This window comes from Chengkuizengella sediminis (genome assembly GCF_010078385.1).
Taxonomy (GTDB): domain Bacteria; phylum Bacillota; class Bacilli; order Paenibacillales; family KCTC-33759; genus Chengkuizengella; species Chengkuizengella sediminis.
In genome coordinates this window covers 396,753-420,287 of sequence record NZ_SIJC01000003.1, presented here as the reverse complement: position 1 = coordinate 420,287, position 23,535 = coordinate 396,753, and the positions used below count along the sequence as shown (strand labels likewise).

Genomic DNA, 23,535 nt, shown 5'->3' with positions numbered 1-23,535 from the left:
GTGATTTCATGACAACAGATACTAGAAGCAAGGTTGTAGGCATTCTTATTTGCTTGCCTGCGATCCTTGTTGTTTCTCTTTTATTTATTTATCCGTTTTTCCTATCTTTTATTGAGAGCTTTAAAGTAGAGGGTCAGTGGAAAGTTGATAATTACATCAAAGTATTTGAATTATATAGCGGTGACTTTGTTTATACCTTGATTGTTGCTTTTTCGAGTTTATTTATTCTTCTACTTGTTGGTGTGATCTTAGGGGGATATCTAAGACTACGACATAATAAATTCATTGAATTTTTATTTAAAATTCCTTTGTTTATTCCTTTTGTTGTCGTGGGTCATGCGATGAGGGTTTTTTTAGCACCAAACGGGACATTAAATTCCTTTTTGGCATCGTTGGGACTCATAAGCTTAGATAGTGCACCCTCTATCGCTTTTTCATCATTAGGTGTGGTCATTGCACTTTCATGGAAAAATTTATCCCTAGCGCTCCTATTAATGATGGGTGCTTTCAGGAGTATCGACTATAGTTATGTGGAAGCCGCTCGTAATGTTGGGGCAAGTTATATCCGTATCATTTTTACGATCTTACTGCCGATGGCTAAGGGAGCCGTAGCCGTATCTGCCATACTCATATTCACTTCTATACTAGGGAATTTCTCCATTCCTATTATGTTAGGGAATAGTAATGGTGCACAGATGATCATGGTAGATATTTATTATCAGATTATTTATCAGAATGATTACGGTGTTGCCAATGCGATTGGTGTTTTATCCTATCTCATTTCGATGGGTGCAGCGATTTATTATTTAAGGGTGGTGACAAAATGAAGACACCAATCGTGAAATTTACGATGAAAACGATTCTGTATGTCATTGCCATGTTTATTATATTTGGCCCATTATCGAGTTTGATTTTATGGTCTTTTGCAGAGAAGTGGTATTGGCCTCATATGTTCCCACAGGAGTATGGATTTTTTTATTGGAAAAAAGTTTTAGATGCAGATATTTTAAATTCTTTATTTTTAAGTTTTGGCATTGGCATTATTGTGACCATACTTACTCTAGTACTAACGGTACCGATGTCTTATGTTTTAGCGAGATATAAAATTCCGGCAAGGGCGATTATTCTTATGATCTTTTTGCTACCGCAAGCATTTCCTCAGATTCCTGTTTTTACGAATACAATGGTTTTAATGTATAAATGGGATTTGGTAGGTACGATACCTGGTGTGATCTTGATTCATCTTGTTGGTGCGCTTGTATTTTCCGTTTGGACACTTGTTTCGGTTTTTAAATCCATTCCAGTTTCATATGAAGAGGCTGCCTTTAATATGGGAGCATCTAAGTTAAGAGTGTTTTTTACGATTACTTTGCCGATTGCAATACCCGGTATTGTGGCGGCATCCCTTTTAGTCTTTTTATATTCACTAGATGAGTTTACTGGAAGTTTATTAATTGGATCTCCCTTTGTTGTGACTATGCCTATTTATATGTACAACTCTGCGATGGGATACGAAATGCAAATCGCTTCAATCACGGCACTCCTTCTAATGATTCCGGGAATCATCATGTTGTTTTTGCTCGATCGCTACTTAAAGTCTGAATATTTGGCTGCATTTGGGAGGTAAACCATGAATATTACAATTAAAAATATCAACAAAAGTTATCAGGGGAAAAAAGCCATATCTGATGTGAACATTACACTTTCACAAAATAGCTTTACTGCTATCGTTGGACCCAGTGGATGTGGAAAAACGACATTGCTGAGATGTTTGGCTGGTTTTTTAGATCCAGATGAAGGAAATATTTTATTTGGCGATCAGGATGTGACGAAACTATCCTCACAAAAACGAGGAACAGGTATGGTATTTCAAAATTATGCGTTATGGCCACATATGTCGGTATTTGATAATATCGCATACGGTTTAAAACTGAATAAAACACCAAAAAAAGAGAGAGAAAAAAAGGTGTATAAGATTCTTGAAAAGGTAGAAATCGACGCTACGGATGTGAAAAAACGCCATCCACAACAATACTCTGGTGGACAACAGCAGCGGATTGCTTTAGCAAGGGCTCTTGTGTTAGAGCCTAAATTGTTATTAATGGATGAACCTTTATCTAACCTGGATGCAAAGGTAAGACAGCGTTTAAGAATTGAAATTCGTAGATTGCAAAAAGATTTAGGAATTACCGCTGTATATGTTACTCATGATCAGGAAGAAGCATTTACGATGGCTGATCAAGTAGTATTAATGAATAAAGGCAATGTAGTACAAGCAGGTTCTCCAGAAGAATTGTATGCTAAACCCGCGAGTTATTTTTCAGCACATTTTTTGGGTAATTCCAATACGTTAGAAATCAAATACAAAAATGGCTCTTATTACTTAGGAGATCAAAAACTTGACTTTGAAAATAAAAAAGAAACCCCAGGTTCCAATGGATATCATTTAGTCATTAGGAGTGAGGAAGCGTTCCTAAGTTTTGATGGAGAACAGTATTCAGATTGTGTGACTTTAAAAGGGGAGTTAGTAGAAAGTTTATTTACAGGCTCTTCTTATCGAAATTTAGTAGAGTTAGAAGGTCAAAGTTTATTTATTGATACGGAAGAGAAGCTTTCTAAAAAAGGGAACTGTAACATCGTACTACCTAAGGATAAATGTTTTATGTTTCCGAGTTCTGAATAAAGAGGAAGGTGTATGTTTGACTAACAGAATCCGTTGATTCAGAGTTATTTGTTACTTGTGATGATCCAAATACAAAAACGATTACTTCACAATTACCAAAAATGCCTACTAGGGAGATGTGAATGAGAAATTATTTTGAAAATATATTGTTAGTTACAGATATGGATGGAACACTGTTAAACTCTAAAAACAAAGTAAGTGTGAATAATAAACGGGCATTAGAACACTTCGTAAATGAAGGTGGATTATTTACTGTTGCAACAGGTAGGATGGAGAAATCCGTGATCCCTTTCCTAGATGATTTACCGATTAATGTACCAGGTGTTTTATATAACGGTGGAGCATTATACGATTTCCAAAATCAAAAAATATTATGGAATCAAGGTTTGCCTGAAGATTTTACATTATTGTTGGAAAAAATAATTCAAGCTTTTCCTGGTATCGGTGTAGAAATTTATATGAATCAAAAAGTGTACTTCATCACACATAACGAGTACACAGACAGTCACTGTTTAAAAGAAAAATTTGAAAAAAGTACGCATTCACTTGAACAATTGCAAGGCTCTTGGCAAAAAGTAATGTTGGTTTGGGAACCTTCATTATTAGATCAAGTAGAGTCTTTTTTGAAGCAAAATGTTAAGGGAGTAGATTGGGTACGTTCGGAACCTCAGTTTCTCGAAGTATTAGCTAAAAATGTAAACAAAGGGAATGGGTTAAGAAAATTAAAACAACATTTGAATTCGCCAAATGTATATTCCGTTGGGTTTGGAGATAATTTGAATGATATGACATTGTTAACAACTTCGGATATAGGTATAGCAGTGGATAATGCGCATGACCAACTAAAGAGGATTGCTTCTTATTGTGGGAGACACCATGATGAAGATGCACTTGCCGATATCATTCATCATAAGGATCTATTATTTGATTTACTAGTGATGAGGAAAAATGAAGTAAAAGACGTAAATGAATGAACCATTGTGATAAAATAATATCGATTAACAAGGTGTAATTTTTTGTATTGGATGGGATTCATATGAAACCAAAATATATCATCATTAAAGAAGAGATCGAAAAAATGATTGAGTCCGGTGTTTACCAACCTGGAGATCAATTTGGCTCAGAGTATGAAATGGCTACTCAATTTGAAGTTAGTCGTGAGACGTTCCGTTCTGCTGTAAAATTGTTGGAGCAAGAAGGTAAATTACTAGTGAAACATGGTGTAGGTACCTTTGTGATGAATCCATTACCGGAAGTGCCCAATAATCTCGAAAAATTAACTAGTATTACCGCGATGATGAAACAGGCAGGACTAAAGGATGCAGAACGTCACGAATCTATAAGCACGGAAACCTGTCCTGAGGAATATGCTATTTCGCTGAATTTATCACCTGATGAACATGTTTACATTCATGAACGAACGAGAATGGTGAATGGTGAACCTGTGGTGATTTCTATTAACATATTACCTAAAAAATATTTTGGTGATATTTTTGAAGAAAGAGGTCTTTCTGAACCTCTATTTCATGTTTTAGAAGCGGCTTCAGGGATAAAGATTGTCCGCTCAAATACAGAAATTAACGTTCCAACCTCCACAGATCCATATTATCAAAAGTTATTAGTAAAACCTGAAACAACAGTGCTGCTCTTAAAACAACAGCATTTTGATGATTCCAATCGACCGATGATGTTCTCTGTAGATTATTATCGAAATGATATTTTTAAGTTTTGGGTGCAAAGAATGAGATAATATCACATACCCCAAAAAGTGAAGATACGCATAAAAAGACCGCTTATGACGATCATAAGCGGTAATGGAAAAGAGATGATACTTAATGTGCAATTCTTTGTTGTAATTTCTTGTTTTGCTGCAAAGAAGGTTGTCGGGCATTTCTTACTTTTTGTATATCCTTACGAATGTAAATGGAAGTGATCAGTGCTATGGTTAAAAATACGGCAAACACATAAAAAGTGGCGTTATAACTGTTCGTAGTATCTCTTATATAAGCCACAAGCATTGGTCCGAAAACACCTGCCATTGACCAAGAGGTTAACAAATAACCATGAATGGCTCCTAGCTGTTTTGTTCCAAACATATCCCCAATAAATGCTGGTAAGGAAGCAAACCCTCCACCATAAATAGTCAGGATCGTAAAGATGAGAATCATAAACAGGATCTGGTTAGAAACAGATGGCAATAATAAGAATGCAATAAGCTGGATAGAGAAAAATGAAGTAAATACATTTGTTCTACCTAAATAATCAGATGCAGAAGCCCAGCCGATGCGACCCCCACCATTAAAAAATCCCATCAAACCTACCATACTTGCTGCGGCAACGGCTGTCATTCCTACTTTTTCTTGAGCCATGGGTGAAGCGACAGAGATCAGCATGATACCAGATGAAATATTCACAAACATCATGACCCATAACATCCAAAATCTTTTTGTTTTAACGGCTTCATTTGCTGTAAGCTGTGCTAAATCTTCTTTTAGTCGCATCGTTCCTTTCTCTGTTTTTTCCTTCATTCCTGCAGGCATCCAGCCTTCTTCAGGTTTAGCGATATAAGATGCTCCTGACAACATGAGGATAAAATATGAGATACCTAAGATGTAAAACGTCTGTGAAAGACCTACATTTTCTATAAGATAATTGGCAATAGGACTACAGATTAATGCACCTGCACCAAAACCCATCACGGCCATCCCAGTTGCTAACCCGCGATGATCTGGAAACCATTTGACTAAAGTAGAAACAGGCGAAATATAACCAATACCTAGTCCCATACCACTGATCAACCCATAAGATAAATAGTAACCCGCTAATGATTCAAAATGAATGGCGATCCCTGTTCCAATTAAACCTGTTGCAAATAAAATTGCTGCAATTGTAGCCGAAAAACGAGGGCCTTTTTTCTCAACTAATTTACCAAAAAAAGCAGCGGAAATTCCTAAACAAAAGATAGCAATTGTAAATGCGAGAGCGGTTTGTGTACTACTCCATCCGAGTTGCTCCGCTAGAGGGTTTTTATAAACGCTGTAAGCATACACCGAACCAATAGAGAGGTGAATAGCAACTGCGGATAACGCAATAAGCCAACGATTTTTTGTTTTCATAATAGCTCTCTCCTTTTATATGTTTGAAAAATTACAATCGATATTGATATTCCACAAAAGTGATGGATTTTTATTCATTGTGTTCTATTTAGATCGTGAAATCATGTTTTTGGGGTGGATTTCAAGGAGCCCCATCACTTTTTATGGATTGGGTAACTCTTTAATAGTATAAAACGATTAACGAATCACGTCTGTGATTTTTTTCACAATCAATATATTATTCACCAAATTGTATTTTCTTTTTTTCCATGATAAAATAAACTCTTTTATATACAACGAATAAAGGGAGTGAGAAATAAAGATGTTCGGAATCATAAATTACGAGGTGTTCTTAATATCAGGCATTTTATTAAATTTAATTCCTGGTACAGACACGATGTATATTATAGGGAGAAGTATCTCACAAGGTAAAAAAGCAGGTATTTATTCGGTACTTGGTATCATCAGTGGCTCAATTGTCCACACGTTACTAGTAGCATTTGGCTTATCTATTATTCTTACAAAATCTCTTATATTATTTAACGTCATCAAAATAATCGGTGCGCTTTATTTAATTTATCTAGGAATAAGAATGTTTTCTGATAAAACAAACCTCGAAGCGGATACATCTGTAAAACATCATTTAAAGGCAGGGAAAATATACATGCAAGGAATTTTAACAAGCCTAACAAATCCAAAAGTTGCTTTATTTTTCATTGCTTTTTTACCACAATTTGTGGATGTTCAATCTTCTGGACCTGTATCCTTTATTTTATTGGGTGTTACTTTTACCTTAACTGGTTTATTGTGGTGTTTATTTGTTGTGTATTTTTCGTCCTATTCAACGAAAAAAATGAGAGGAAATCAAAAGGTAGCAAATATTTTAAACAAAATCACAGGAATCGTTTTTATTGGAATGGGGTTAAAATTGATTCAGACAAAAGCCCCTCAATAATTATGTTGTGAAGCAATAGAGTGAAGCTCCATTGCTTCACTCTCGATAAACTACCAAAATTACAATGTGAAAAATCATACAAGATGAAGAATTATCTTATTTCTTCAATTGTTTTTCAAAGAATCAATACGACGTAGTAATTCTTTTACCTTTGTGGACATTTTTATAGCCCAAAAATAGTGTTCAATATAGTTTTCTTTTAACGAATCAATTTCTTGATGGAAGTAATATAATTTTTTGGTAATGTCTTGCAGAGATTTTTCTTGATTTTTCACCATGATTTTGATGCTATTTGATGGTTCTTCATGAAACTGGGAACACATAAACAAATCAATTCTTTCTTAACAAAATTTGGACTATAGGTGAGTATATTTTGCAGAAAGATGTGCGACGATAAATTATGTTAAATACATTGAAGAATTTGATGAAAACACAACAGAGAGAAAGCGCTTAATCTTATATATTTAAACAAATAGCTTATTACATCATATTAGTAATGTAATGGATTATATTTATTGGAGTTTCATACATTCACGAATAATCCATAGCTACTATCATAAGATAATTTATCTCAGTAGAACAATAGAAAACATTAAATAAAAACCTAAAAATACTTAATTTTGAGTATATTTCACAAAAAAGACAAAATATATGTAATTGAGCTTAAAGGGCTTTTTTCATATTTTTGATCTACTATGCGGTTTTAAAGCATAATCTTGTATTAGAGCAACAAAAAGGAGATGAGTAGATGGATATTTTTGTTGTCATTTTGGAAGCGTTTTTAGGTCTTGCCTTTTTAGGAGCAGGATTTTCAAAGTTATTTGGTTCAAAGACGATGGTGGAGGATTTTAGACGTTATAGTTTTCCAAAATGGTTTTTGCCTTTTACAGGATTTGTTGAAGCTGTAGGTGCTGTGGGACTCATCATTGGTTTATGGTTGGATTCTTTAAGTGGTTTGGGTGCTTTATTGTTGGCTGTTACGATGTTTTTTGCTGTATTAACACACCTTGTAAGAGTGAAGGATCCCGTCTCTAAAGCATTACCGGCATTTTTATTATTTGTATTTACTTTGATTGTGACGATTGCCAACTGGTCAGAAATGATGGAATTGTTTTAAAAGTAGAAAATCATTTTTGAGAGATATTGAAACGTGAAGAAGGGTTTAGATTTTAGACCTTTCTCACGTTTTTTTGTTCTACTTTAAGAAAAGATAATTAAGATTGTCACAAATGTTATGCTTATTTCGTTTTAATAATTGAAGAAACATAAACAAACTAATGGAGGTATTTAATATGAGTCAAAGATTAGAAGTAGAACAAGGTGTTTACAAAGCCATGATGGGGATGGAGAGTTATTTAAATGAAAGTGAATTGCCTAAAACGTTATTAGAATTAATTAAAATGCGTTCTTCACAGATCAATGGTTGTGCATTTTGTATGGATATGCATGCTGCAGATGCAATCAAAGAAGGAGAAACGAACCAACGTTTACATGTTTTGTCTGCTTGGAGAGAAACGAACTTTTTTACATCCGAAGAAAAAGTTGCACTGGCACTGACAGAAGCAGTAACCATTTTGCAGGAACATGAAAAGATTGAAAAGGCTTTTGAAGAGGCCAGTTTACATTTTGACAAGAAAAAATTAAATGATATTTTAGCAGCGATTGTTACTATCAATGGTTGGAATCGTATTGCCATAACGGCAGGAATGCCAATTGAAAAACAATAAATATGAATCGCTATCTATTTCTTACGTATAGATAGTGATTCGTTAGTTGAGGTACATTTGTGGTACAATACATGCATTGTACTGGAGAAAGGTGTACCCACTAGATGACAGATAAAAACAAAGGAATCATTTTACTAATACTAGCAGCGCTTGGGTTTTCATTGATGGCGATGTTTGTCAAACTTTCAGGTGATTTACCTACAACACAAAAAACATTTTTTAGAAATCTCATTTCTGCGATCATTTCTTTTGGGATGGTTGTTTATTATAAGGAGAGTTTGTTTGGAAAACGTGAGAATCAATCGATTTTATTATTAAGATCCGTTTTAGGAACGTTGGGTATTTTATTTTTCTTTTATTCCATTGACCATCTTGTTCTTTCAGATGCAGACATGTTAAATAAACTAAGTCCTTTTTTATTGATCATTTTCTGTGCTATCTTTTTGAAGGAGAAGGCCAAGTCTTACCAAATCGTCGCAATTACGATTGCTTTTTTGGGGACGTTGTTCATTATTAAACCGCAATTTTCGGTGGATGTTTTCCCATATATGATGGGCGTATTATCGTCTATTTTTGCAGCAGGAGCGTATACGACTTTAAGGGTTTTAGGAAAGAAGGAAAAGTCCTATACGATTGTTTTTTATTTCTCGGCTTTTTCCACCATGATTTTGCTTCCTTTTTTGATCCTTTTTTATGAACCGATGAGTTTACAACAGCTGATTTATTTATTATTAGCTGGGGTGTTTGCCACAGTTGGACAATTCGGCATTACACTTGCTTATAAATTTGCACCTGCAAATGAGATTTCTATCTTTTTCTATATGAATGTTGTATTTTCGGCAGTGATTAGTATGATCATCTTCAGTCAAACACCGGATGTATTCAGTATTGTTGGTTATATCGTCATTTTCAGCGCTGCCTTTTATATGTTTGTTAAAAATAATCATATTGCCAACAGGACAAATCCAATGACTCCGCCTAGTAAACAGTAGTACAACATTGGTAACATCGTATATCGAATGATTGTACCTTCTTTACCGTATAAATTGACTACAGATGCAGCAGCGACCACATTTAAAATACAGATCATATTTCCGCCATTTGCTCCAAGTGCTTGTAACGATACAATAATATCTGGATTAGACCCAATTTGTTCCGCAGTACTGAACTGAAACAAGGAGAACATCATATTGCTGAATGTTGCACTCCCGGAAATAAAAGAACCGAGTGCCCCAACAAAAGGTGCAAATAGAGGCCAAGATTGTCCAAGTGTTTCGGCAGCAGAGTTAGCAAGTTCAATCGGCATGCTTGATAAACCAGACTCATTAATACTTGAATTTATAAAAATCCGTACCATCGGAACGGCTGTCCCAAGCGCAATCAAACTGCCAACCATGGTTTTTAAGGATGTATTGATTGTAGAGAAGACTTGTTGTTTTGTAAAACGATATATTATAAAGGAAATCAATACAGTAACGATAAAAATTGTGCCAGGTAAATATAACGGTTCGAGTTCTGTGCTAATTTCTGTGCCTATAATATTTACCCATGTAATTTTAAAAGATTTTAACCACTCCTTGAATGGGAGGATTTCAATCCGGGTAATGACGAGTAATAGAAGTACTATTAAATAGGGAATCCATGCTTTGAATAAGGAGGGTTGGTTTACGGTATTATCGTTTTGATCAAGATCATTCTCTTTTGAATTTTCAAGTTCTAGTTCATATGGAATCTTAGGTAATAAAAACTGTTTTTTCGCAGCAAGAATGACTAATATTAAACCTATAAAACCACCCATAATGGATGGGAATTCTGGTCCTAATAGTATAGCAACAAGCAATGATGAAATGGAAAAACTAAATCCAGCGAATAAAGCAAATTTCCATATGGCTAACCCATCTTTCCAGCTTTTATTTTTTCCAAAAAACTTTGTATAAATGACAACTAATAATAAAGGAATAAAGGAACCAACAAATAAATCGATCCATGCCACTTGAACTGCAATGTTAGCTACATATTCCATTAAAGTGAGCTGTTCATTTTGTAAATAAGCATTTACATTTGGAGCAAGTGCACCTTCCGTTTGTAATCCTTGTCCGATTCCTACTAACATAGGTGTCCCCACTGCGCCGAAAGTTACTGGAGAGCTATCAGCAACTAGTGTTAAAACAACAGCAGGTAAAGGAGCAAATCCAAGCGCTACCAAAAGAGGTGCACCGATTGCTGCAGGTGTACCAAATCCAGCAGCACCTTCAATGAAGGCACCGAATAACCAAGCTACAATAATGATTTGAACTCGGGCATCTGAACTAATGTTCATAAATCCTGTACGTATAGAGTCCATGGCTCTGCTATTTTTTAACGTATTTAGAAGTAGGATCGCTCCAAAAACGATATATAAAATTGAAAAGGCAACAATCACACCCTGTAAGGATGAAGCAGCGATATGTTGTAAGGACACCTCCCAAAAGAAATAAGTAAATATGGCTGTTACCAAAAAACTGATCGGCATTGCTGTTGCAGCAGGAATACGCAAAATGACTAAAAATATAAACACAGATAAGACAGGCATTAATGCTGTGATCCATTGTAAAATGTCCATGTTATGTACTTCCTTTTTGAATATTTTTGTTATGTAAGTATTTGAATATTTTGTAAGTATTTTAGATATTGTATCATACAAATTTAATTTTTATATGATTCTCAAACAGATGGTCTAATATTCCCTTCAGTTGGAATATTAAACTAAAAAAGAACCTTCTAATTCACATGATTAGTGATTTAGAAGGTTTTATGGTTCTATGGTTTATTTGGGTTTGGATCGGCGGCATTGCCATTTATTATTGTATTCAAAACGCCCAGTTCCCGTTACGGAATAATGGTTCTCTTTTTCCATCCGCTGTTTCACCATCAATATTCATTTTATCAGATCCGATCATGAAATCTACATGGGTTAAGCTATCGTTTGCTCCTAGTTGGTCTAGCTCTTCTCTAGTCATTTGGGTGCCACCTTCTAGGTTAGATGCATAAGCACTACCGATTGCAAGATGATTGGAAGCATTTTCATCAAATAACGTATTGTAAAAAATGAGATTGGAATTTGAGATCGGTGAATCATGTGGAACAAGCGCAACTTCACCTAAAAAGTGCGATCCTTCATCTGTATCTATTAAAGTTTTTAATGTATTATAGCCTTGCTCTGCTTCAAAATCTACGATTTTTCCGTTTTCAAAAGTGATTTTGAAATTATCTATTAAATTACCACCATAACTTAGCGGCTTTGTACTGGAAACATAGCCGTTTACACCTGTTTTTAATGGCAATGTAAATACCTCTTCTGTTGGCATGTTGGCAAAGAATTCGATGCCTTTTTCATTCTGCGAACTTCCGCCTGTCCAAAGATGTTTTTCATGAAGTTCTATCTTAAGTTTTGTACCTGGCGCTTCATAATGTAAATACTTGTATTTTTTCTCGTTTAAAAAGTCTGCTTTGTTATGTATTTTTTCATCATGTTCTTTCCACGCTTGAATAGGGTCATCTACATCTACTCTTGCAATTTTGAAAATGGCATCCCAAAGCTTTGCAACCTGTTCCTCCTCTGGCACGTCTGGAAATACTTTGGCTGCCCATGCTTTTGAAGGTGTGGCTAAAACATTCCAGCTTGTTTTGTCAGCTTGGATGTACTCACCGAATTTCTTAAAAGCTTGTCCTCCTGCTTTTTGGGATGCAGCAATTTTTTCAGTGTCAACCCCTTTTAATAAATCTGGATCGTCTGATACTATGGATAGTACTGCAGCACCTTCCTCTACAAGTTTAGTGTGACCATTGGCTTTCCAAGTTGGAAATTCTTTAAATGATTCTACTGGTGCCATATCATACTTGACGCGGGTGATTTGACTATCTCTCCAGTCTACGATAACATCCTGTGCTCCTAATTCATAAGCTTTTTTTGTTAATAAACGAACAAAATTTGCTTCTGTAAGATCACATTTTATTAAAAGTTTTTGGCCTTTTTGAATATTGACACCAATTTTTAGTGCGATTTCAACATATTTTTCTAAATTACGTTCAAAATGAGTCATTTATAAATACCACCTTTATTGAAAATAAAAAAATATAAAACCCCCGCTTCAATTGAAAACAAGTGAAGTGGGGGATGATTTCAGTTATAATTAAAACGCCCAGTTTCCGTTACGGAATAATGGTTCTCTCTTTCCATCCGCTGTTTCGCCATCAATGTTCATTTCTGCGGAACCAACCATGAAGTCCTGATGTACTAAACTATTGTTTGCCCCTAACTCAGCAAGCTGATCTCTTGTCATTTGTTTACCACCTTCAAAGCTGAACGCATAGGCACTACCGATCGCAAGGTGATTGGAAGCATTTTCATCAAATAATGTGTTGTAAAAAATGAGATTGGAATTTGAGATCGGTGAATCATGTGGAACTAGCGCCACTTCACCTAAAAAGTGTGAACCTTCATCTGTTTCAATCAAAGTTTTTAGAGTATCATAGCCCTGTTCTGCTTCAAAATCTACGATTTTTCCGTTTTCAAAAGTGATTTTGAAATTATCAATTAAATTACCACCATAACTTAGCGGCTTAGTACTGGAGACATAACCATTAACACCTGTTTTCAAAGGTGCAGTGAATACTTCTTCAGTTGGAATGTTAGCAAAGAAATCGATGCCTTTTTCATTTGGTGAGCTTCCGCCTAACCATAAATGTTTTTCAGGTAATTCGATCGTTAATTTTGTACCTGGTGCTTCATAATGTAAAAATTTATATTTTTTCTCATTTAAAAAGTCTGCTTTGTCATGCAACTTTTTATCATGGTCTTTCCATGCTTGGATAGGATCATCCTGATCTACTCTTGTAATACTAAAAAAGGTATCCCAAAGCTTTTCAACTTGCTCCTCTTCTGGAACATCTGGAAATACTTTAGCTGCCCATACTTTTGAAGATACCCCAATGATATTCCAGCTTGTTTTATCCGATTGGATATACTCACGGAATTTGCTTAATGCTTGACCTTGAGCTTTTTGAGCTGCAGCAATCTTTGGAGTTTCGACCCCTCTTAATAAATCTGGATCATCTGAATAAATAGAAAGAACAGCGGTTCCTTCTTCTACAAGTTCTGTGTAACCTTGGGCAACCCAAGCAGGGAATTCTTGAAATGATTCTAATGGCGCGTTGTCATATTTAATACGAGTAATCTCGCTATCCTTCCAATCAACAATAACGTCCTTTGCACCTAACTCATAAGCCTTTTTCGTTAATAAACGTACGAAATCCGCAGCAGTTAATCCACAGCGAATTAGTAGCTTTTGACCTTTTTGAATATTGACGCCTACTTTTAGTGTAACTTCAGCGTATTTTTCTAAATTACGTTCAAAATTGCTCATTAATAAAATACCACCTTCATGGAAATTTTTTCATTATATGTATGTTGTAATGAATGAAAGATCTTATATGTTCAGATTAACAATAGCGCTTACGTGTTTCAAGTCATTGGAGTAAAGGGGTACAATCTACTCCAAAAAAGTAGCGTTTTAAGCATTACTTACTAGGTTTTATGACCCTTCCAGCTATTTTTGTAATCAGTTGTCGAGGGAAGAACCTAGGCAAGTTTGCAACGAAGTAGTTTCCTACCCCATCAATGGCATAACTTTTCCCTTTTTTTAAAGCTTTCATTGCAGTATCTACAACTTGCTCTGAGGTTCTCATGTTTTTCGCACCAAATCCCCCAGAAACCTCAAAGAAATTCGTAGCAGTTGCTCCAGGACAAACTGCCAGTACTTTTACACCTTTTGGTTTTAATTCACTCCACAAGGCTTCGGAAAAGGATAATACAAAAGCTTTCGTTGCACCGTACACGGCCATCTTTGGAAGTGGTTGAAATGCAGCTGTGGAAGCTAAGTTGATAATTGCTCCTTCCCTCTTTTTTTCCATGTCTGCTGCGAAGAGGTATGTCATATCTACAAGTGCACTGACATTTACCATGATCTGACCATGCGCTTGTTCTAGATCATTGTATATAAAACTGCCAACTTGTCCAAAACCCGCGTTGTTAATAAGCATATCCACATGAAGGTTAAGCTCTTCCACCACTTTTTTAACTTCTTTTCCAGCGTTTTCTTTACTTAAATCTGAAACAATGACATAGGTTTTTACACCATATTTATCATGGTATTGTTTAGCTAGTTCTTCTAACTTCTGCTCAGAACGAGCGACTAAAATTAGATTCATTCCTTGTCCAGCTAGTTTATTCGCAAATACTTCTCCAATACCTGAAGAAGCACCTGTGATGAGTGCTGTTTTATTTTTATACTCCATTATGTTTTCTCCCTTTTTCTTTCAATTAAACCATTTAAACGCTTTCTTTTCAAATCGCATGTTTTCAACTTTTGAGAGCGGCAATCAGTCAGTATCCAGTTTAATATGGCATTTATTTTCCAACAATATTCGGCGTAGGTTTAATTGGAGGATCGCTTGTTAATAAACTATATTCGCTAATTTATCTGGATTTCTTACCGTATATATTTCTTTTATTTTATTGTTTTCAATGCGGTAAGTTGTAACATTTACTGGTATCTTGTTTTCATAAGCGATAAATCCAGGCTGACCATTGATGTTGGTTAGTTTAATTTCGGTTTTTTGAGTTGCTTTTTTTGAGATTCCTAATAGGAAAGATAGGACTCTAGAGCGTGATTTGATTGGATTTATAGCTGCAATCACTTTACCACCACCATCGGAATATAGGACTACATCCTCTGATAATAATTGAGTTAACTGTTGGGCATTTTCAGTAGATAATGCATTTAAAAATCTTGTGACGATATTTTCATTTTCCTCATAAGTGAAGCTGGTTTCATTTTGGTTAAGGTTAATTTTTTGTTTTGTTCTACTAAAAATCTTGCGGCAGTTGGATTCAGTTTTTTCTGTGATTTCTGCTATTTCTTGATAATCTAAGTTTAATACCTCACGTAAAATGAAAACCGTTCTTTCGATGGGAGTGAGTTTTTCCATCATATATAAATAGGCGGTTGAAAGATATTCTTTTCCAATGATATCTTTCGTAGGGTCCTGATGAGTATGATCCATAACTAACGGTTCTGGCAACCATGGCCCCACATATACTTCTCTTTTTTTCCGCGCTGATTTTAAAACATCTAGGCAACGATTGGTAGTGATTTTACAGAGATACGCTTTTGTATTTTCGATGTGTTCAAGATTTCTTGTACTTGCTGTTACAAAGGTATCTTGAACGATATCCTCAGCATCTACAATCGTTCCTAACATGCGATAGGCTATAGAAAATAATAATGGTCGATAGGAATCAAATAGCTCTTTCATGACGAGTTTCTCCTTTCATGGTAATAGTCACATTACATGTTACATGGTTTTTGCCTGTTCTATAATGGCATCGGCTGCGGACTTAGCGCTTGTGATAGAGGCATCTACTAACAGACCTTTTGTAGTCACCCAGTCTCCTGCTACATATAATCCTGGAATCTCGGGAATTTCAGAATTTATACTAGGCATATTTGTTGATGGTAGTGCATTGTAAACTGTCAAAGAAGGCAAGTATCGTTGAAAAACAACTTCTTCCTCCCAGTCTGGTTCTATCTTATCTAGAAATTTCTTTAATTGATTGTGATTTTTTTTAGGATCTAGTTTTTCATCTGTAGGTAAGTATTTACCAAGGTGAATGACGTGTAGATTTGGTTCTGTTGCAAGATTAGCTACGGCTGATTGATTGGAATAGTAAAGTGGTTCATCTAGTCCTAGTGCAAATTTAACATTAAGATTCGTTGTTTTCTTCAATACGATATCCCAGAAAGAGCCTTTCACAGGTATGCAGAGGTCACGATACAGTTTTAAAGTAGATGACAACTTTTCCGATTTTACCATGGATAAAGTATTCGCTGGTGTGGATGTAGAAATGACATGTTTTGTCGTAAATGTCTCATCCAAACTATCAATTAATGTGATATCAGGACTAGCTCCGAGGAGTTCAGTGATATGGTGATTTTCTTTGATGGTTACCCCATAAGATAAGGCTTGTTGTTTGAGTTGATCAACGAGTGTTTGCCACCCGCCATCCAAGTATCGAACGCCAGTTAAGCCTAATTTCACCTGTTCTATGATTATACCAGCACTTGATCGCTTTGGATCATTGCAATACGAAGAAAGCCTACATAACATGTAGAATAATTTTTTCACTTTCTCTTCCTTTAGATGAGCTTCAACCCAATCATATAAGCTGATATTTTGTATGAACTGTGTATTTATTTTGTTTAATCCACTGACTAATTTGATGAATTCCCTTTTTTCCTTCCATTTTAATAGTTTGGAGGTTAATAAAGCGACTGGACTTAGTGTTAATGGATAGGTTTTATTTTCATACAAAAGTGTCCCTTTTGAAGCTGGAGAACCCCCGTTTAATGTGATATTTAATTCCTCAAGGATTTTTACACCGGGTCCATTTGGATAAATCGCATGCGGTCCTAAATTTAACAAACCACCTGCTTTTTCTATAGTAGCAGCACGACCGCCGATTTGTTTTGCTTTTTCAAGAATGAGTACTTTTTTGTTTTCTTTGGCTAAAATAACGGAAGCGGTAAGCCCTGCAATGCCTCCGCCTATAATGATTACATCCCATTTTTGTTGATTTTCAGTCATTTAAAATCACTCTCCTCTATGTTTTACTTACATAACGAGGAGCGAGAATGTTTTGTGACAATGAAATGAAAGGTTATATTATTTAGATTGCTTCTGATACATATCCATACCAAATAAGTTGTCTAGTAAATCAGGAAGTTCATGTTGTTGATATTCCTTTTTTGATTTTTCACCATTTATCGTTGTGATGATCTCATGATTGGTTAATGTAATTCTTCCAGTCTCAGTTGCTTTCGTTACAACCTTTTTTTGAGTAAAGGGAGATTCTGGACTGGTTTGATTCCACCTACAAACCTCTTCGAAAAATGAAAATGTTCTAGGTGTTGTAGTGAAACGATAAACTGCAGCCCATTCATCATGTATGAGTTGTTGTAAATGTAAAGATTCCTCAACAGGATAAATTCTATATTTTCCACCGATATCTTCAATGATTTCTCCAGTTAAGGGTATTGGAGAACGAGCTGTATATCCAGTCCCAACATCAATCAAATATTCAACACCATTCATAGTTACTATATTAGCTAAATGTGTGTTTTCCATGTACCACAGATTTTTTTCTCTAGCAATCGTTGATGAGATCATTTTCACTTCATAACCAAGTTGTTTTAGTAACCAATGAAATATTCCATTAAGTTCGTAACAGAAACCTCCCCTATGATTTTGTACGATTTTATGATAAATCTGGGGCAAATCTAGTTGAATGGACACCTTATTTATCACATCCAAATTTTCAAAGGGTACATGATATAGATTTTGTGTTTGTAACAACTTTAAATCTTCAATAACATCTCCTGTTTTAGATTGAACTTTTATCCTCTTTAAATATTCATTTACATTCATGTCTTTATTTGTAGTCATCTTGAATCACTCTCCTCACTATTGTAACTACACGACGAGGAGCGAGGGCGTTTTGTGACATTTTGAGAACATTTTTGTAAAAAATTTAAAGTTGAATTTATGTTAGGTTCACCATTCATGTTTCTGATGCATATCAATACCAAACAAGTTGTTTAACAAATCAGGACGTTCATGTTGTTGATATTCCTTTTTCGATTTTTCACCATTTATCGTTGTGATGATCTCATGATTAGTTAATGTAATTCTTCCTGTCTGATTTGTTTTTGTTACAATTATTTTTTGTGTAAAGTGAGATTCCGGGCTGGTTTGATTCAACTTGCAAACCTCTTCAAAAAAAGAAAATATTCTGGGTGTAGTTGTGAAACGATATTCTGCAGTCCATTCATCATCTATGAGTTTTTGTAAGTGTAAAAACTCCCCAACAGGATGCACTCTATATTTTCCACTGATATCTTCAACAACATCTCCAGTTAGAGGGACTGGAGATCGAACGGTATCCCCAGCTCCAACTTCTATCAAATATTCAACATTATTCATAGTTACTATATTAGCTAAATGTGTGTTTTCCATATACCACTGATTTTTTTCTCTAGCAATTGTTGATGAGATCATTTTCACTTCATAACCAAGTTGTTTTAGTAACCAATGAAATAATCCATTGATTTCATAACAGAACCCACCCCTATGATTACGTACGATTTTATGATAAATATGAGACAGATCTAATCGAATGGGGACCTTATTTATCACATCCAAATTTTCAAATGGTACATGATATAAATTTTGTGTTTGTAACTGTTTTAAATCTTCAAAAGCATCACCAGTTCTAGATTGAAACTTTATTCTTTTTAAATATTCATTTACATTCATATTTTTCATAACTACACCTTCCTTTTCGGATTTTAAATAAAGGAACCTTCTTTCGGTTGCATTTTACTTTGATGGGATATCCATCATTCCAGCTTTAACCTTTGTGTTTGAGGTTTCATTAAAGTAACGTTTGCTCATCATAGCTATAAAAACAGAAATAATTAGTATTAAACTTAATATAGATACAGCTGGTATTGTACCAGTATTAGGAATCATCACTGTAAAGCTACCAATCAATGTGATCCTGAGCATAAGACCCATCGTTTCAAATAAACTGTTTACTCTTCCCATTTTTTCATTAGGGATCGTTTCCATCATTAGTGTATTTCGTGCTACTCTGGTACTTGCATTACCAAATCCTCGAAATATGGAAAGAATTAAAAACAATAAGGTAAATGGGAAAATGGAGACAAGTATCATAGAAATCGTAAAGGTAATAATACCTATGAGAATAATCTGAGTATTGCCAAATCGTTTGATGAACACAGGGATTAAAATTCCTGCAAGAAGGGAGCCGACCCCAAATAACATTCCTTGTAATCCATAAATACTGCCACTTGCTTGTAGTGTTGATTCAATATAAATAGGAAAGACATAATTTGTAACCATGACAGTAATGAATGGGATGAACGCAGATAATAAAAAGAAAAAGAGTAACGGATGATCCTTGAGGTAAACATATCCTTCATGCATTTTTCCCCAAAATGATTTTCTTTCAGTATGGGTTCGGTTGGATTGGATGTATGGGATCGTGTATAAAATCATAAACGCAATCGTATAGGTAACAGCATCTATGAATAATATCCAGTGTAAGTCTAGTCTACCAAGTAAGATACTCGCAATCCCTCCAGCAACGATGAAAGTAGATAACTGCCCTTGAATTTCCATCATGCCGTTTAAACTTTTGTATAAACTGCGGTCAAAGATTTCTTGATTCATTGCAAACATCGTTGGATAAAATAATGAAAAATAAAATGATCCTGTTAAAAATAAAATCACTAAATGCCAAGTCTGATATTCAACACCCAAAAAACCGATTAGTGAAAATAAACCGACCACTGTAAAACCAATCATTTGCCCCCATAATAGTAATTTCTTTCTGGAATGATAATCTATCAAATTACCAATGAGGGGTGCTGCAAAAAATAAAGCGATGGTTGTAATCAATGAAACATACCCAAAAGCATTTGCTCCACCCTCCCTAGTGACAAATACCCATGGTATAGCAAACATCGTAATTCCTGAACCAATGGATGAAAAAACATTAGCAGTTAATATTTTGATAAAACGTTGATCTTGAAAAATGGAAGTCATGATGGATGGCTCCTCTCCTCTGTTTTTGATGTCTTTATATGTAAATTATAAGCTTCAGAGGATGGATTCGCCTCATCACTAAGCTTTAAAATCATCTACAACTTTCGTATGATATAATGACAAAAAAGATTCCAAACATAGAGAAAAAGTTCGGACTAGTTCTGTGATTTCACATTTGAAAAAGTGATTGAAAAGGTGTGTAAGTTATTTAAAGAAAGTAGCTGCTTACTATGAATCTAGATGTCTCCAGCTTCACAAACGACTGGGTGATGGTCTTAAAAGAAGAAATTGAAAAAGAATACTATCAACAATTGGTGCAGTTTTTACGAGAGGAGTATGAAACTCAGATTATTTATCCACCAAAAGAACATATTTTTAATGCTTTACAATATACCTCATACGAAAATACAAAAGTGGTTATTCTTGGACAAGATCCATATCATGGACAGAATCAAGCACACGGTTTAAGTTTTTCGGTACAACAAGGAGTACAGACACCACCGTCCTTAAAAAACATTTTTAAAGAGTTGCGTGATGACCTGAGTTTCCCAATTCCTGAACATGGCTGTCTCGAAAAATGGGCTGCACAAGGTGTTTTATTATTAAATACAGTTTTAACAGTCCGGGAAGGACAAGCTCATTCTCATAAAGGGAAAGGGTGGGAGACATTTACGGATCAAGTGATGATCTCATTAAATGATCGTTCTGAACCCGTTGTGTTTATACTATGGGGTAAACCCGCTCAAATGAAACGAAAGTTAATTACTGCACCACAACATCATATTATTGAAGCACCTCATCCTAGTCCATTATCAGCACATCGAGGTTTTTTTGGCAGTTCCCCTTTTTCAAAAGTGAATGCATTTTTGAGGAGGAAGGGGAAAGAAGAGATAAACTGGGGTACAAACACCTGACGGTCTCATACAATAGCCGCAGTAAATGCGGTAGGCATAAAGTCAATTTTGAGATAGACCGCAACCTAATGGGAAATAGAAGGCGGTCTATTTTTTATATACTTTTTGATCTAGACCAAAGTCCAGGTTAGAACTAGTCGGAAGTATGTTTTGGTAAACCCTGAAATGTCCTACAATGCTATTAATAAGACATATGAAGGGCGGTCATTTTTAACAGCATAATTATGGAGTACAAATGATTAACTCTTAATTGTAATGAAAATGGTTAAAATAACATAATATGGGTATGTGTGAAAACCATCAGATGTTAAGAACATTTGATGGTTCCATATTATTTGCTGTAACAAAATCAAATATATTAAGAAATTGGAAATGATTAAAAGGGGAGGAACATAATGAAAAAAACGTTTTTAGGAATGATGCTGGTTTTTTTACTAGTTTTAACTGGATGTAGCGATGTGGTGGTTGGAAGTTTAGAGACGGAAACAATTGAGATTAAAAAAGATAATTCCACAGAATTAGAGGTAACTTTAGATATTGGTATAGGTGAATTGCAAGTTTCTGAAGGAGCAGACGAATGGATGGAAGGAATTATTGAATATAATGTAGAGAATTTAGATCCAGAAGTTACCTATGAACTTATAGAAAATAAAGGTCAGGCTGTGATTAAACAAAATGAAGGTAATTTTGGATTCAACAATGTTGGTGACGTTGAAAATAGCTGGGATTTAAAACTAACCAATGAAATCCCAATAGATTTAAAAATCGATGCAGGTGTTTCAGAAACAGAGCTAGATTTGCGTGGACTTCAATTAAAAAATTTAGAGGTTGATGCAGGTGTGGGTGAAATTACAATTGATATCAGTGGTCAATGGGAAGAGAGTTTCAATGCAGTGCTTACTACGGGTATAGGTAGTTCCACCATTATATTGCCATCTGATATTGGAGTTATCATTGAATCTGATAAGGGAATTGTTGCAGCTGATTTTATAAATTTAATATCACTAGGTGATGGATTTTATGTGAATGAAGCATACGACGCCTCTGATAGTCATCATATTAAAATTGAAGCAGATTTAGGTATTGGTGAAGTTGTTTTTAAAGTGAAATAATACAATGACTCAATGAGCGTAACATCCTAACAAGGCTTATAAATTCAAATCGAAATAGACCGCAACTCCCTAATAAAATAGAGGGGCGGTCTATTCCTTATCTTTTCACTTCATAATACTCCAAATACCAATCTACAAAACGACTGATTCCTTCCTCAATTGTAGTTTTTGGTTTATAGCCCACATCCTTAATTAACCTATCTACATCCGCATATGTTTCAGATAAATCCCCTGATCGCATAGGGAGAAGTTCTTTATTGGCTTGAATACCTAGTTTCTTTTCCAATACCTCAATAAACTCCATTAAATCTATTGGATTCTGATTTCCAATGTTATAGATTTTATAAGGTAAAACCTTTGCATTTGAATGTAGTTTTGTGGATATCTTATCCTGGGTCTTCATGTTGTTTTTCTCAATCAATCGAACGATGCCCTCTATAATATCATCAACATATATGAAATCTCTTTTCATATTCCCATGATTATAAACTTTAATCGTTTTGCCACTTAAAATGGACTTCGTAAATAAAAATAAAACCATATCAGGGCGTCCCCAAGGGCCATAGACTGTAAAAAACCTTAATCCAATTGTAGGCGTGCCAAATTGAGAAGTATATGTGTATGCCATTAATTCATTACTTTTTTTAGTCATGCCATATAAGTTAAGGGGGTGATCAACCTGATGTTTTTCTGAAAATGGCATTTCTGTGTTTGCCCCATAAACAAAGCTTGAAGAAGCATAAATCAGCTGTTCAGATTGATGATTACGACAAGCCTCTAATATATTTAGAAATCCAGTTATATTCGTATCAATATAAGCTTGAGGATTTTCAAAGCTATATAAAACCCCAGGTTGAGCAGCTAAATGAACGACAGACATAAATTTACTTTCTGAAAAAATTTTATTTATTTTACCCCCATCCTCAATGGAGATTTGTTGATAAGTGAAGTTTTCATGAGGAAGAAGTTGTTTTAAACGACCTTTCTTTAATAAAACATCATAGTATGGTGTTAAATTATCAATCCCTATAACGGAGTAACCTTGATGTAATAAACGTTTTGTAAGATGGTAACCAATGAATCCAGCACAGCCTGTGACTAATATTTGGTTTTGTGAGGACAATGATATCTACTCCCTTCCTATCGATAAATGAGAACATCAAAATAGTATATGATTGGAATAAAAAAATATAGAACATATATTTGTTGTTAACAGTTTGTGGATAAATTCGTGTTTTCCACAGGTTCAGCTTAAGACCTTTTTCTTTTCAGTAAAAGAGACTAAAAAAACGTCATAAATCTCCAGGTTCATATAGTTAACT

Annotated in this window: 22 protein-coding genes; 11 read left to right on the top strand and 11 right to left on the bottom strand. The window is 34.9% G+C overall.

Annotated elements, in window-relative coordinates; translation table 11 throughout:
- The first annotated feature begins 8 nt into the window (after positions 1 to 8).
- From EPK97_RS09105 to EPK97_RS09085, 5 genes are all read left to right on the top strand, one after another.
- Entirely contained in the window at positions 9 to 827 is an 819-nt protein-coding gene (locus tag EPK97_RS09105; protein WP_162036299.1) for an ABC transporter permease, read from the top strand.
- Positions 824 to 1,627, top strand: coding sequence for an ABC transporter permease (locus EPK97_RS09100; RefSeq protein ID WP_162036298.1), 804 nt, complete (start codon positions 824 to 826; stop codon positions 1,625 to 1,627). The genes EPK97_RS09105 and EPK97_RS09100 overlap by 4 nt, the downstream gene beginning before the upstream one ends.
- A 3-nt stretch (positions 1,628 to 1,630) precedes the next feature.
- Positions 1,631 to 2,683, top strand: coding sequence for an ABC transporter ATP-binding protein (locus EPK97_RS09095; RefSeq protein ID WP_162036297.1), 1,053 nt, complete (start codon positions 1,631 to 1,633; stop codon positions 2,681 to 2,683).
- A gap of 122 nt (positions 2,684 to 2,805) precedes the next feature.
- A complete protein-coding gene (locus tag EPK97_RS09090; RefSeq protein WP_162036296.1) occupies positions 2,806 to 3,657 on the top strand; it encodes an HAD family hydrolase in 852 nt (283 codons plus the stop codon).
- 62 nt (positions 3,658 to 3,719) lie between these two features.
- Positions 3,720 to 4,433: a GntR family transcriptional regulator gene (locus EPK97_RS09085; protein WP_162036295.1), complete on the top strand. Its 714-nt coding sequence runs from the start codon at positions 3,720 to 3,722 to the stop codon at positions 4,431 to 4,433.
- A gap of 82 nt (positions 4,434 to 4,515) precedes the next feature.
- Here the strand turns inward: EPK97_RS09085 and EPK97_RS09080 are convergent, their stop codons facing one another.
- Positions 4,516 to 5,799: an L-lactate MFS transporter gene (locus EPK97_RS09080; RefSeq protein WP_162036294.1), complete on the bottom strand. Its 1,284-nt coding sequence runs from the start codon at positions 5,797 to 5,799 to the stop codon at positions 4,516 to 4,518.
- A 301-nt stretch (positions 5,800 to 6,100) separates the two neighbouring features.
- Between EPK97_RS09080 and EPK97_RS09075 the strand changes: the two genes are divergently transcribed.
- The 4 genes from EPK97_RS09075 to EPK97_RS09060 all read left to right on the top strand — a co-directional run bounded on the left by EPK97_RS09075 (position 6,101) and on the right by EPK97_RS09060 (position 9,452).
- Positions 6,101 to 6,733: a LysE family translocator gene (locus tag EPK97_RS09075; RefSeq protein WP_162036293.1), complete on the top strand. Its 633-nt coding sequence runs from the start codon at positions 6,101 to 6,103 to the stop codon at positions 6,731 to 6,733.
- Between the two features lie 748 nt (positions 6,734 to 7,481).
- Positions 7,482 to 7,850 (top strand): DoxX family protein, encoded by a 369-nt coding sequence (locus EPK97_RS09070; RefSeq protein WP_162036292.1) that lies wholly within the window; start codon positions 7,482 to 7,484, stop codon positions 7,848 to 7,850.
- Positions 7,851 to 8,025: 175 nt separating this feature from the next.
- On the top strand, positions 8,026 to 8,460 hold the full coding sequence (locus EPK97_RS09065; RefSeq protein WP_162036291.1) for a carboxymuconolactone decarboxylase family protein: 435 nt from the start codon (positions 8,026 to 8,028) through the stop codon (positions 8,458 to 8,460).
- A 104-nt stretch (positions 8,461 to 8,564) separates the two neighbouring features.
- Positions 8,565 to 9,452, top strand: coding sequence for a DMT family transporter (locus tag EPK97_RS09060; RefSeq protein ID WP_162036290.1), 888 nt, complete (start codon positions 8,565 to 8,567; stop codon positions 9,450 to 9,452).
- On the opposite strand, the gene EPK97_RS09055 is transcribed toward EPK97_RS09060, so the two are convergent.
- The 9 genes from EPK97_RS09055 to EPK97_RS09015 form a co-directional block, all read right to left on the bottom strand.
- Complete coding sequence (locus tag EPK97_RS09055) at positions 9,404 to 11,062, bottom strand: L-lactate permease (protein ID WP_162036289.1); 1,659 nt, start codon at positions 11,060 to 11,062, stop codon at positions 9,404 to 9,406. The genes EPK97_RS09060 and EPK97_RS09055 overlap by 49 nt on opposite strands.
- A 247-nt stretch (positions 11,063 to 11,309) precedes the next feature.
- The gene (locus tag EPK97_RS09050; protein WP_162036288.1) at positions 11,310 to 12,542 is read right to left on the bottom strand and encodes an aminopeptidase; all 1,233 of its coding nucleotides are present in this window, start codon (positions 12,540 to 12,542) and stop codon (positions 11,310 to 11,312) included.
- Positions 12,543 to 12,632: 90 nt separating this feature from the next.
- Positions 12,633 to 13,865, bottom strand: coding sequence for an aminopeptidase (locus tag EPK97_RS09045; protein ID WP_162036287.1), 1,233 nt, complete (start codon positions 13,863 to 13,865; stop codon positions 12,633 to 12,635).
- Between the two features lie 154 nt (positions 13,866 to 14,019).
- Positions 14,020 to 14,796, bottom strand: a complete 777-nt coding sequence (locus tag EPK97_RS09040) for an SDR family NAD(P)-dependent oxidoreductase (RefSeq protein ID WP_170295494.1) — start codon at positions 14,794 to 14,796, stop codon at positions 14,020 to 14,022.
- Positions 14,797 to 14,955: 159 nt separating this feature from the next.
- On the bottom strand, positions 14,956 to 15,816 hold the full coding sequence (locus EPK97_RS09035; RefSeq protein ID WP_162036286.1) for an RNA polymerase sigma-70 factor: 861 nt from the start codon (positions 15,814 to 15,816) through the stop codon (positions 14,956 to 14,958).
- 39 nt (positions 15,817 to 15,855) lie between these two features.
- Positions 15,856 to 17,145, bottom strand: a complete 1,290-nt coding sequence (locus EPK97_RS09030; protein WP_162036285.1) for a phytoene desaturase family protein — start codon at positions 17,143 to 17,145, stop codon at positions 15,856 to 15,858.
- Between the two features lie 78 nt (positions 17,146 to 17,223).
- Positions 17,224 to 18,003, bottom strand: a complete 780-nt coding sequence (locus EPK97_RS09025; RefSeq protein WP_162036284.1) for an arylamine N-acetyltransferase family protein — start codon at positions 18,001 to 18,003, stop codon at positions 17,224 to 17,226.
- A gap of 108 nt (positions 18,004 to 18,111) precedes the next feature.
- Positions 18,112 to 18,882: an arylamine N-acetyltransferase family protein gene (locus tag EPK97_RS09020; RefSeq protein ID WP_162036283.1), complete on the bottom strand. Its 771-nt coding sequence runs from the start codon at positions 18,880 to 18,882 to the stop codon at positions 18,112 to 18,114.
- A 54-nt stretch (positions 18,883 to 18,936) separates the two neighbouring features.
- Positions 18,937 to 20,187, bottom strand: coding sequence for an MFS transporter (locus EPK97_RS09015; RefSeq protein WP_162036282.1), 1,251 nt, complete (start codon positions 20,185 to 20,187; stop codon positions 18,937 to 18,939).
- A 230-nt stretch (positions 20,188 to 20,417) separates the two neighbouring features.
- Here EPK97_RS09015 and EPK97_RS09010 point away from each other — a divergent pair, with 230 nt between their 5' ends.
- Positions 20,418 to 21,101, top strand: coding sequence for a uracil-DNA glycosylase (locus EPK97_RS09010; RefSeq protein ID WP_162036281.1), 684 nt, complete (start codon positions 20,418 to 20,420; stop codon positions 21,099 to 21,101).
- A 395-nt stretch (positions 21,102 to 21,496) separates the two neighbouring features.
- The gene (locus EPK97_RS09005; protein ID WP_162036280.1) at positions 21,497 to 22,213 is read left to right on the top strand and encodes a toast rack family protein; all 717 of its coding nucleotides are present in this window, start codon (positions 21,497 to 21,499) and stop codon (positions 22,211 to 22,213) included.
- A 97-nt stretch (positions 22,214 to 22,310) separates the two neighbouring features.
- On the opposite strand, the gene EPK97_RS09000 is transcribed toward EPK97_RS09005, so the two are convergent.
- The gene (locus EPK97_RS09000; protein WP_162036279.1) at positions 22,311 to 23,336 is read right to left on the bottom strand and encodes a GDP-mannose 4,6-dehydratase; all 1,026 of its coding nucleotides are present in this window, start codon (positions 23,334 to 23,336) and stop codon (positions 22,311 to 22,313) included.
- Between the last annotated feature and the right edge of the window lie 199 nt (positions 23,337 to 23,535).

Excerpts from the sequence above, each read along its gene's own strand:
- EPK97_RS09105 (WP_162036299.1), top strand. The coding sequence starts at position 9 with ATGACAACAGATACTAGAAGCAAGGTTGTAGGCATTCTTATTTGCTTG.
- EPK97_RS09100 (WP_162036298.1), top strand. The coding sequence starts at position 824 with ATGAAGACACCAATCGTGAAATTTACGATGAAAACGATTCTGTATGTC.
- EPK97_RS09095 (WP_162036297.1), top strand. The coding sequence starts at position 1,631 with ATGAATATTACAATTAAAAATATCAACAAAAGTTATCAGGGGAAAAAA.
- EPK97_RS09090 (WP_162036296.1), top strand. The coding sequence starts at position 2,806 with ATGAGAAATTATTTTGAAAATATATTGTTAGTTACAGATATGGATGGA.
- EPK97_RS09085 (WP_162036295.1), top strand. The coding sequence starts at position 3,720 with ATGAAACCAAAATATATCATCATTAAAGAAGAGATCGAAAAAATGATT.
- EPK97_RS09080 (WP_162036294.1), bottom strand. The coding sequence starts at position 5,799 with ATGAAAACAAAAAATCGTTGGCTTATTGCGTTATCCGCAGTTGCTATT.
- EPK97_RS09075 (WP_162036293.1), top strand. The coding sequence starts at position 6,101 with ATGTTCGGAATCATAAATTACGAGGTGTTCTTAATATCAGGCATTTTA.
- EPK97_RS09070 (WP_162036292.1), top strand. The coding sequence starts at position 7,482 with ATGGATATTTTTGTTGTCATTTTGGAAGCGTTTTTAGGTCTTGCCTTT.
- EPK97_RS09065 (WP_162036291.1), top strand. The coding sequence starts at position 8,026 with ATGAGTCAAAGATTAGAAGTAGAACAAGGTGTTTACAAAGCCATGATG.
- EPK97_RS09060 (WP_162036290.1), top strand. The coding sequence starts at position 8,565 with ATGACAGATAAAAACAAAGGAATCATTTTACTAATACTAGCAGCGCTT.
- EPK97_RS09055 (WP_162036289.1), bottom strand. The coding sequence starts at position 11,062 with ATGGACATTTTACAATGGATCACAGCATTAATGCCTGTCTTATCTGTG.
- EPK97_RS09050 (WP_162036288.1), bottom strand. The coding sequence starts at position 12,542 with ATGACTCATTTTGAACGTAATTTAGAAAAATATGTTGAAATCGCACTA.
- EPK97_RS09045 (WP_162036287.1), bottom strand. The coding sequence starts at position 13,865 with ATGAGCAATTTTGAACGTAATTTAGAAAAATACGCTGAAGTTACACTA.
- EPK97_RS09040 (WP_170295494.1), bottom strand. The coding sequence starts at position 14,796 with ATGGAGTATAAAAATAAAACAGCACTCATCACAGGTGCTTCTTCAGGT.
- EPK97_RS09035 (WP_162036286.1), bottom strand. The coding sequence starts at position 15,816 with ATGAAAGAGCTATTTGATTCCTATCGACCATTATTATTTTCTATAGCC.
- EPK97_RS09030 (WP_162036285.1), bottom strand. The coding sequence starts at position 17,145 with ATGACTGAAAATCAACAAAAATGGGATGTAATCATTATAGGCGGAGGC.
- EPK97_RS09025 (WP_162036284.1), bottom strand. The coding sequence starts at position 18,003 with ATGACTACAAATAAAGACATGAATGTAAATGAATATTTAAAGAGGATA.
- EPK97_RS09020 (WP_162036283.1), bottom strand. The coding sequence starts at position 18,882 with ATGAAAAATATGAATGTAAATGAATATTTAAAAAGAATAAAGTTTCAA.
- EPK97_RS09015 (WP_162036282.1), bottom strand. The coding sequence starts at position 20,187 with ATGACTTCCATTTTTCAAGATCAACGTTTTATCAAAATATTAACTGCT.
- EPK97_RS09010 (WP_162036281.1), top strand. The coding sequence starts at position 20,418 with ATGAATCTAGATGTCTCCAGCTTCACAAACGACTGGGTGATGGTCTTA.
- EPK97_RS09005 (WP_162036280.1), top strand. The coding sequence starts at position 21,497 with ATGAAAAAAACGTTTTTAGGAATGATGCTGGTTTTTTTACTAGTTTTA.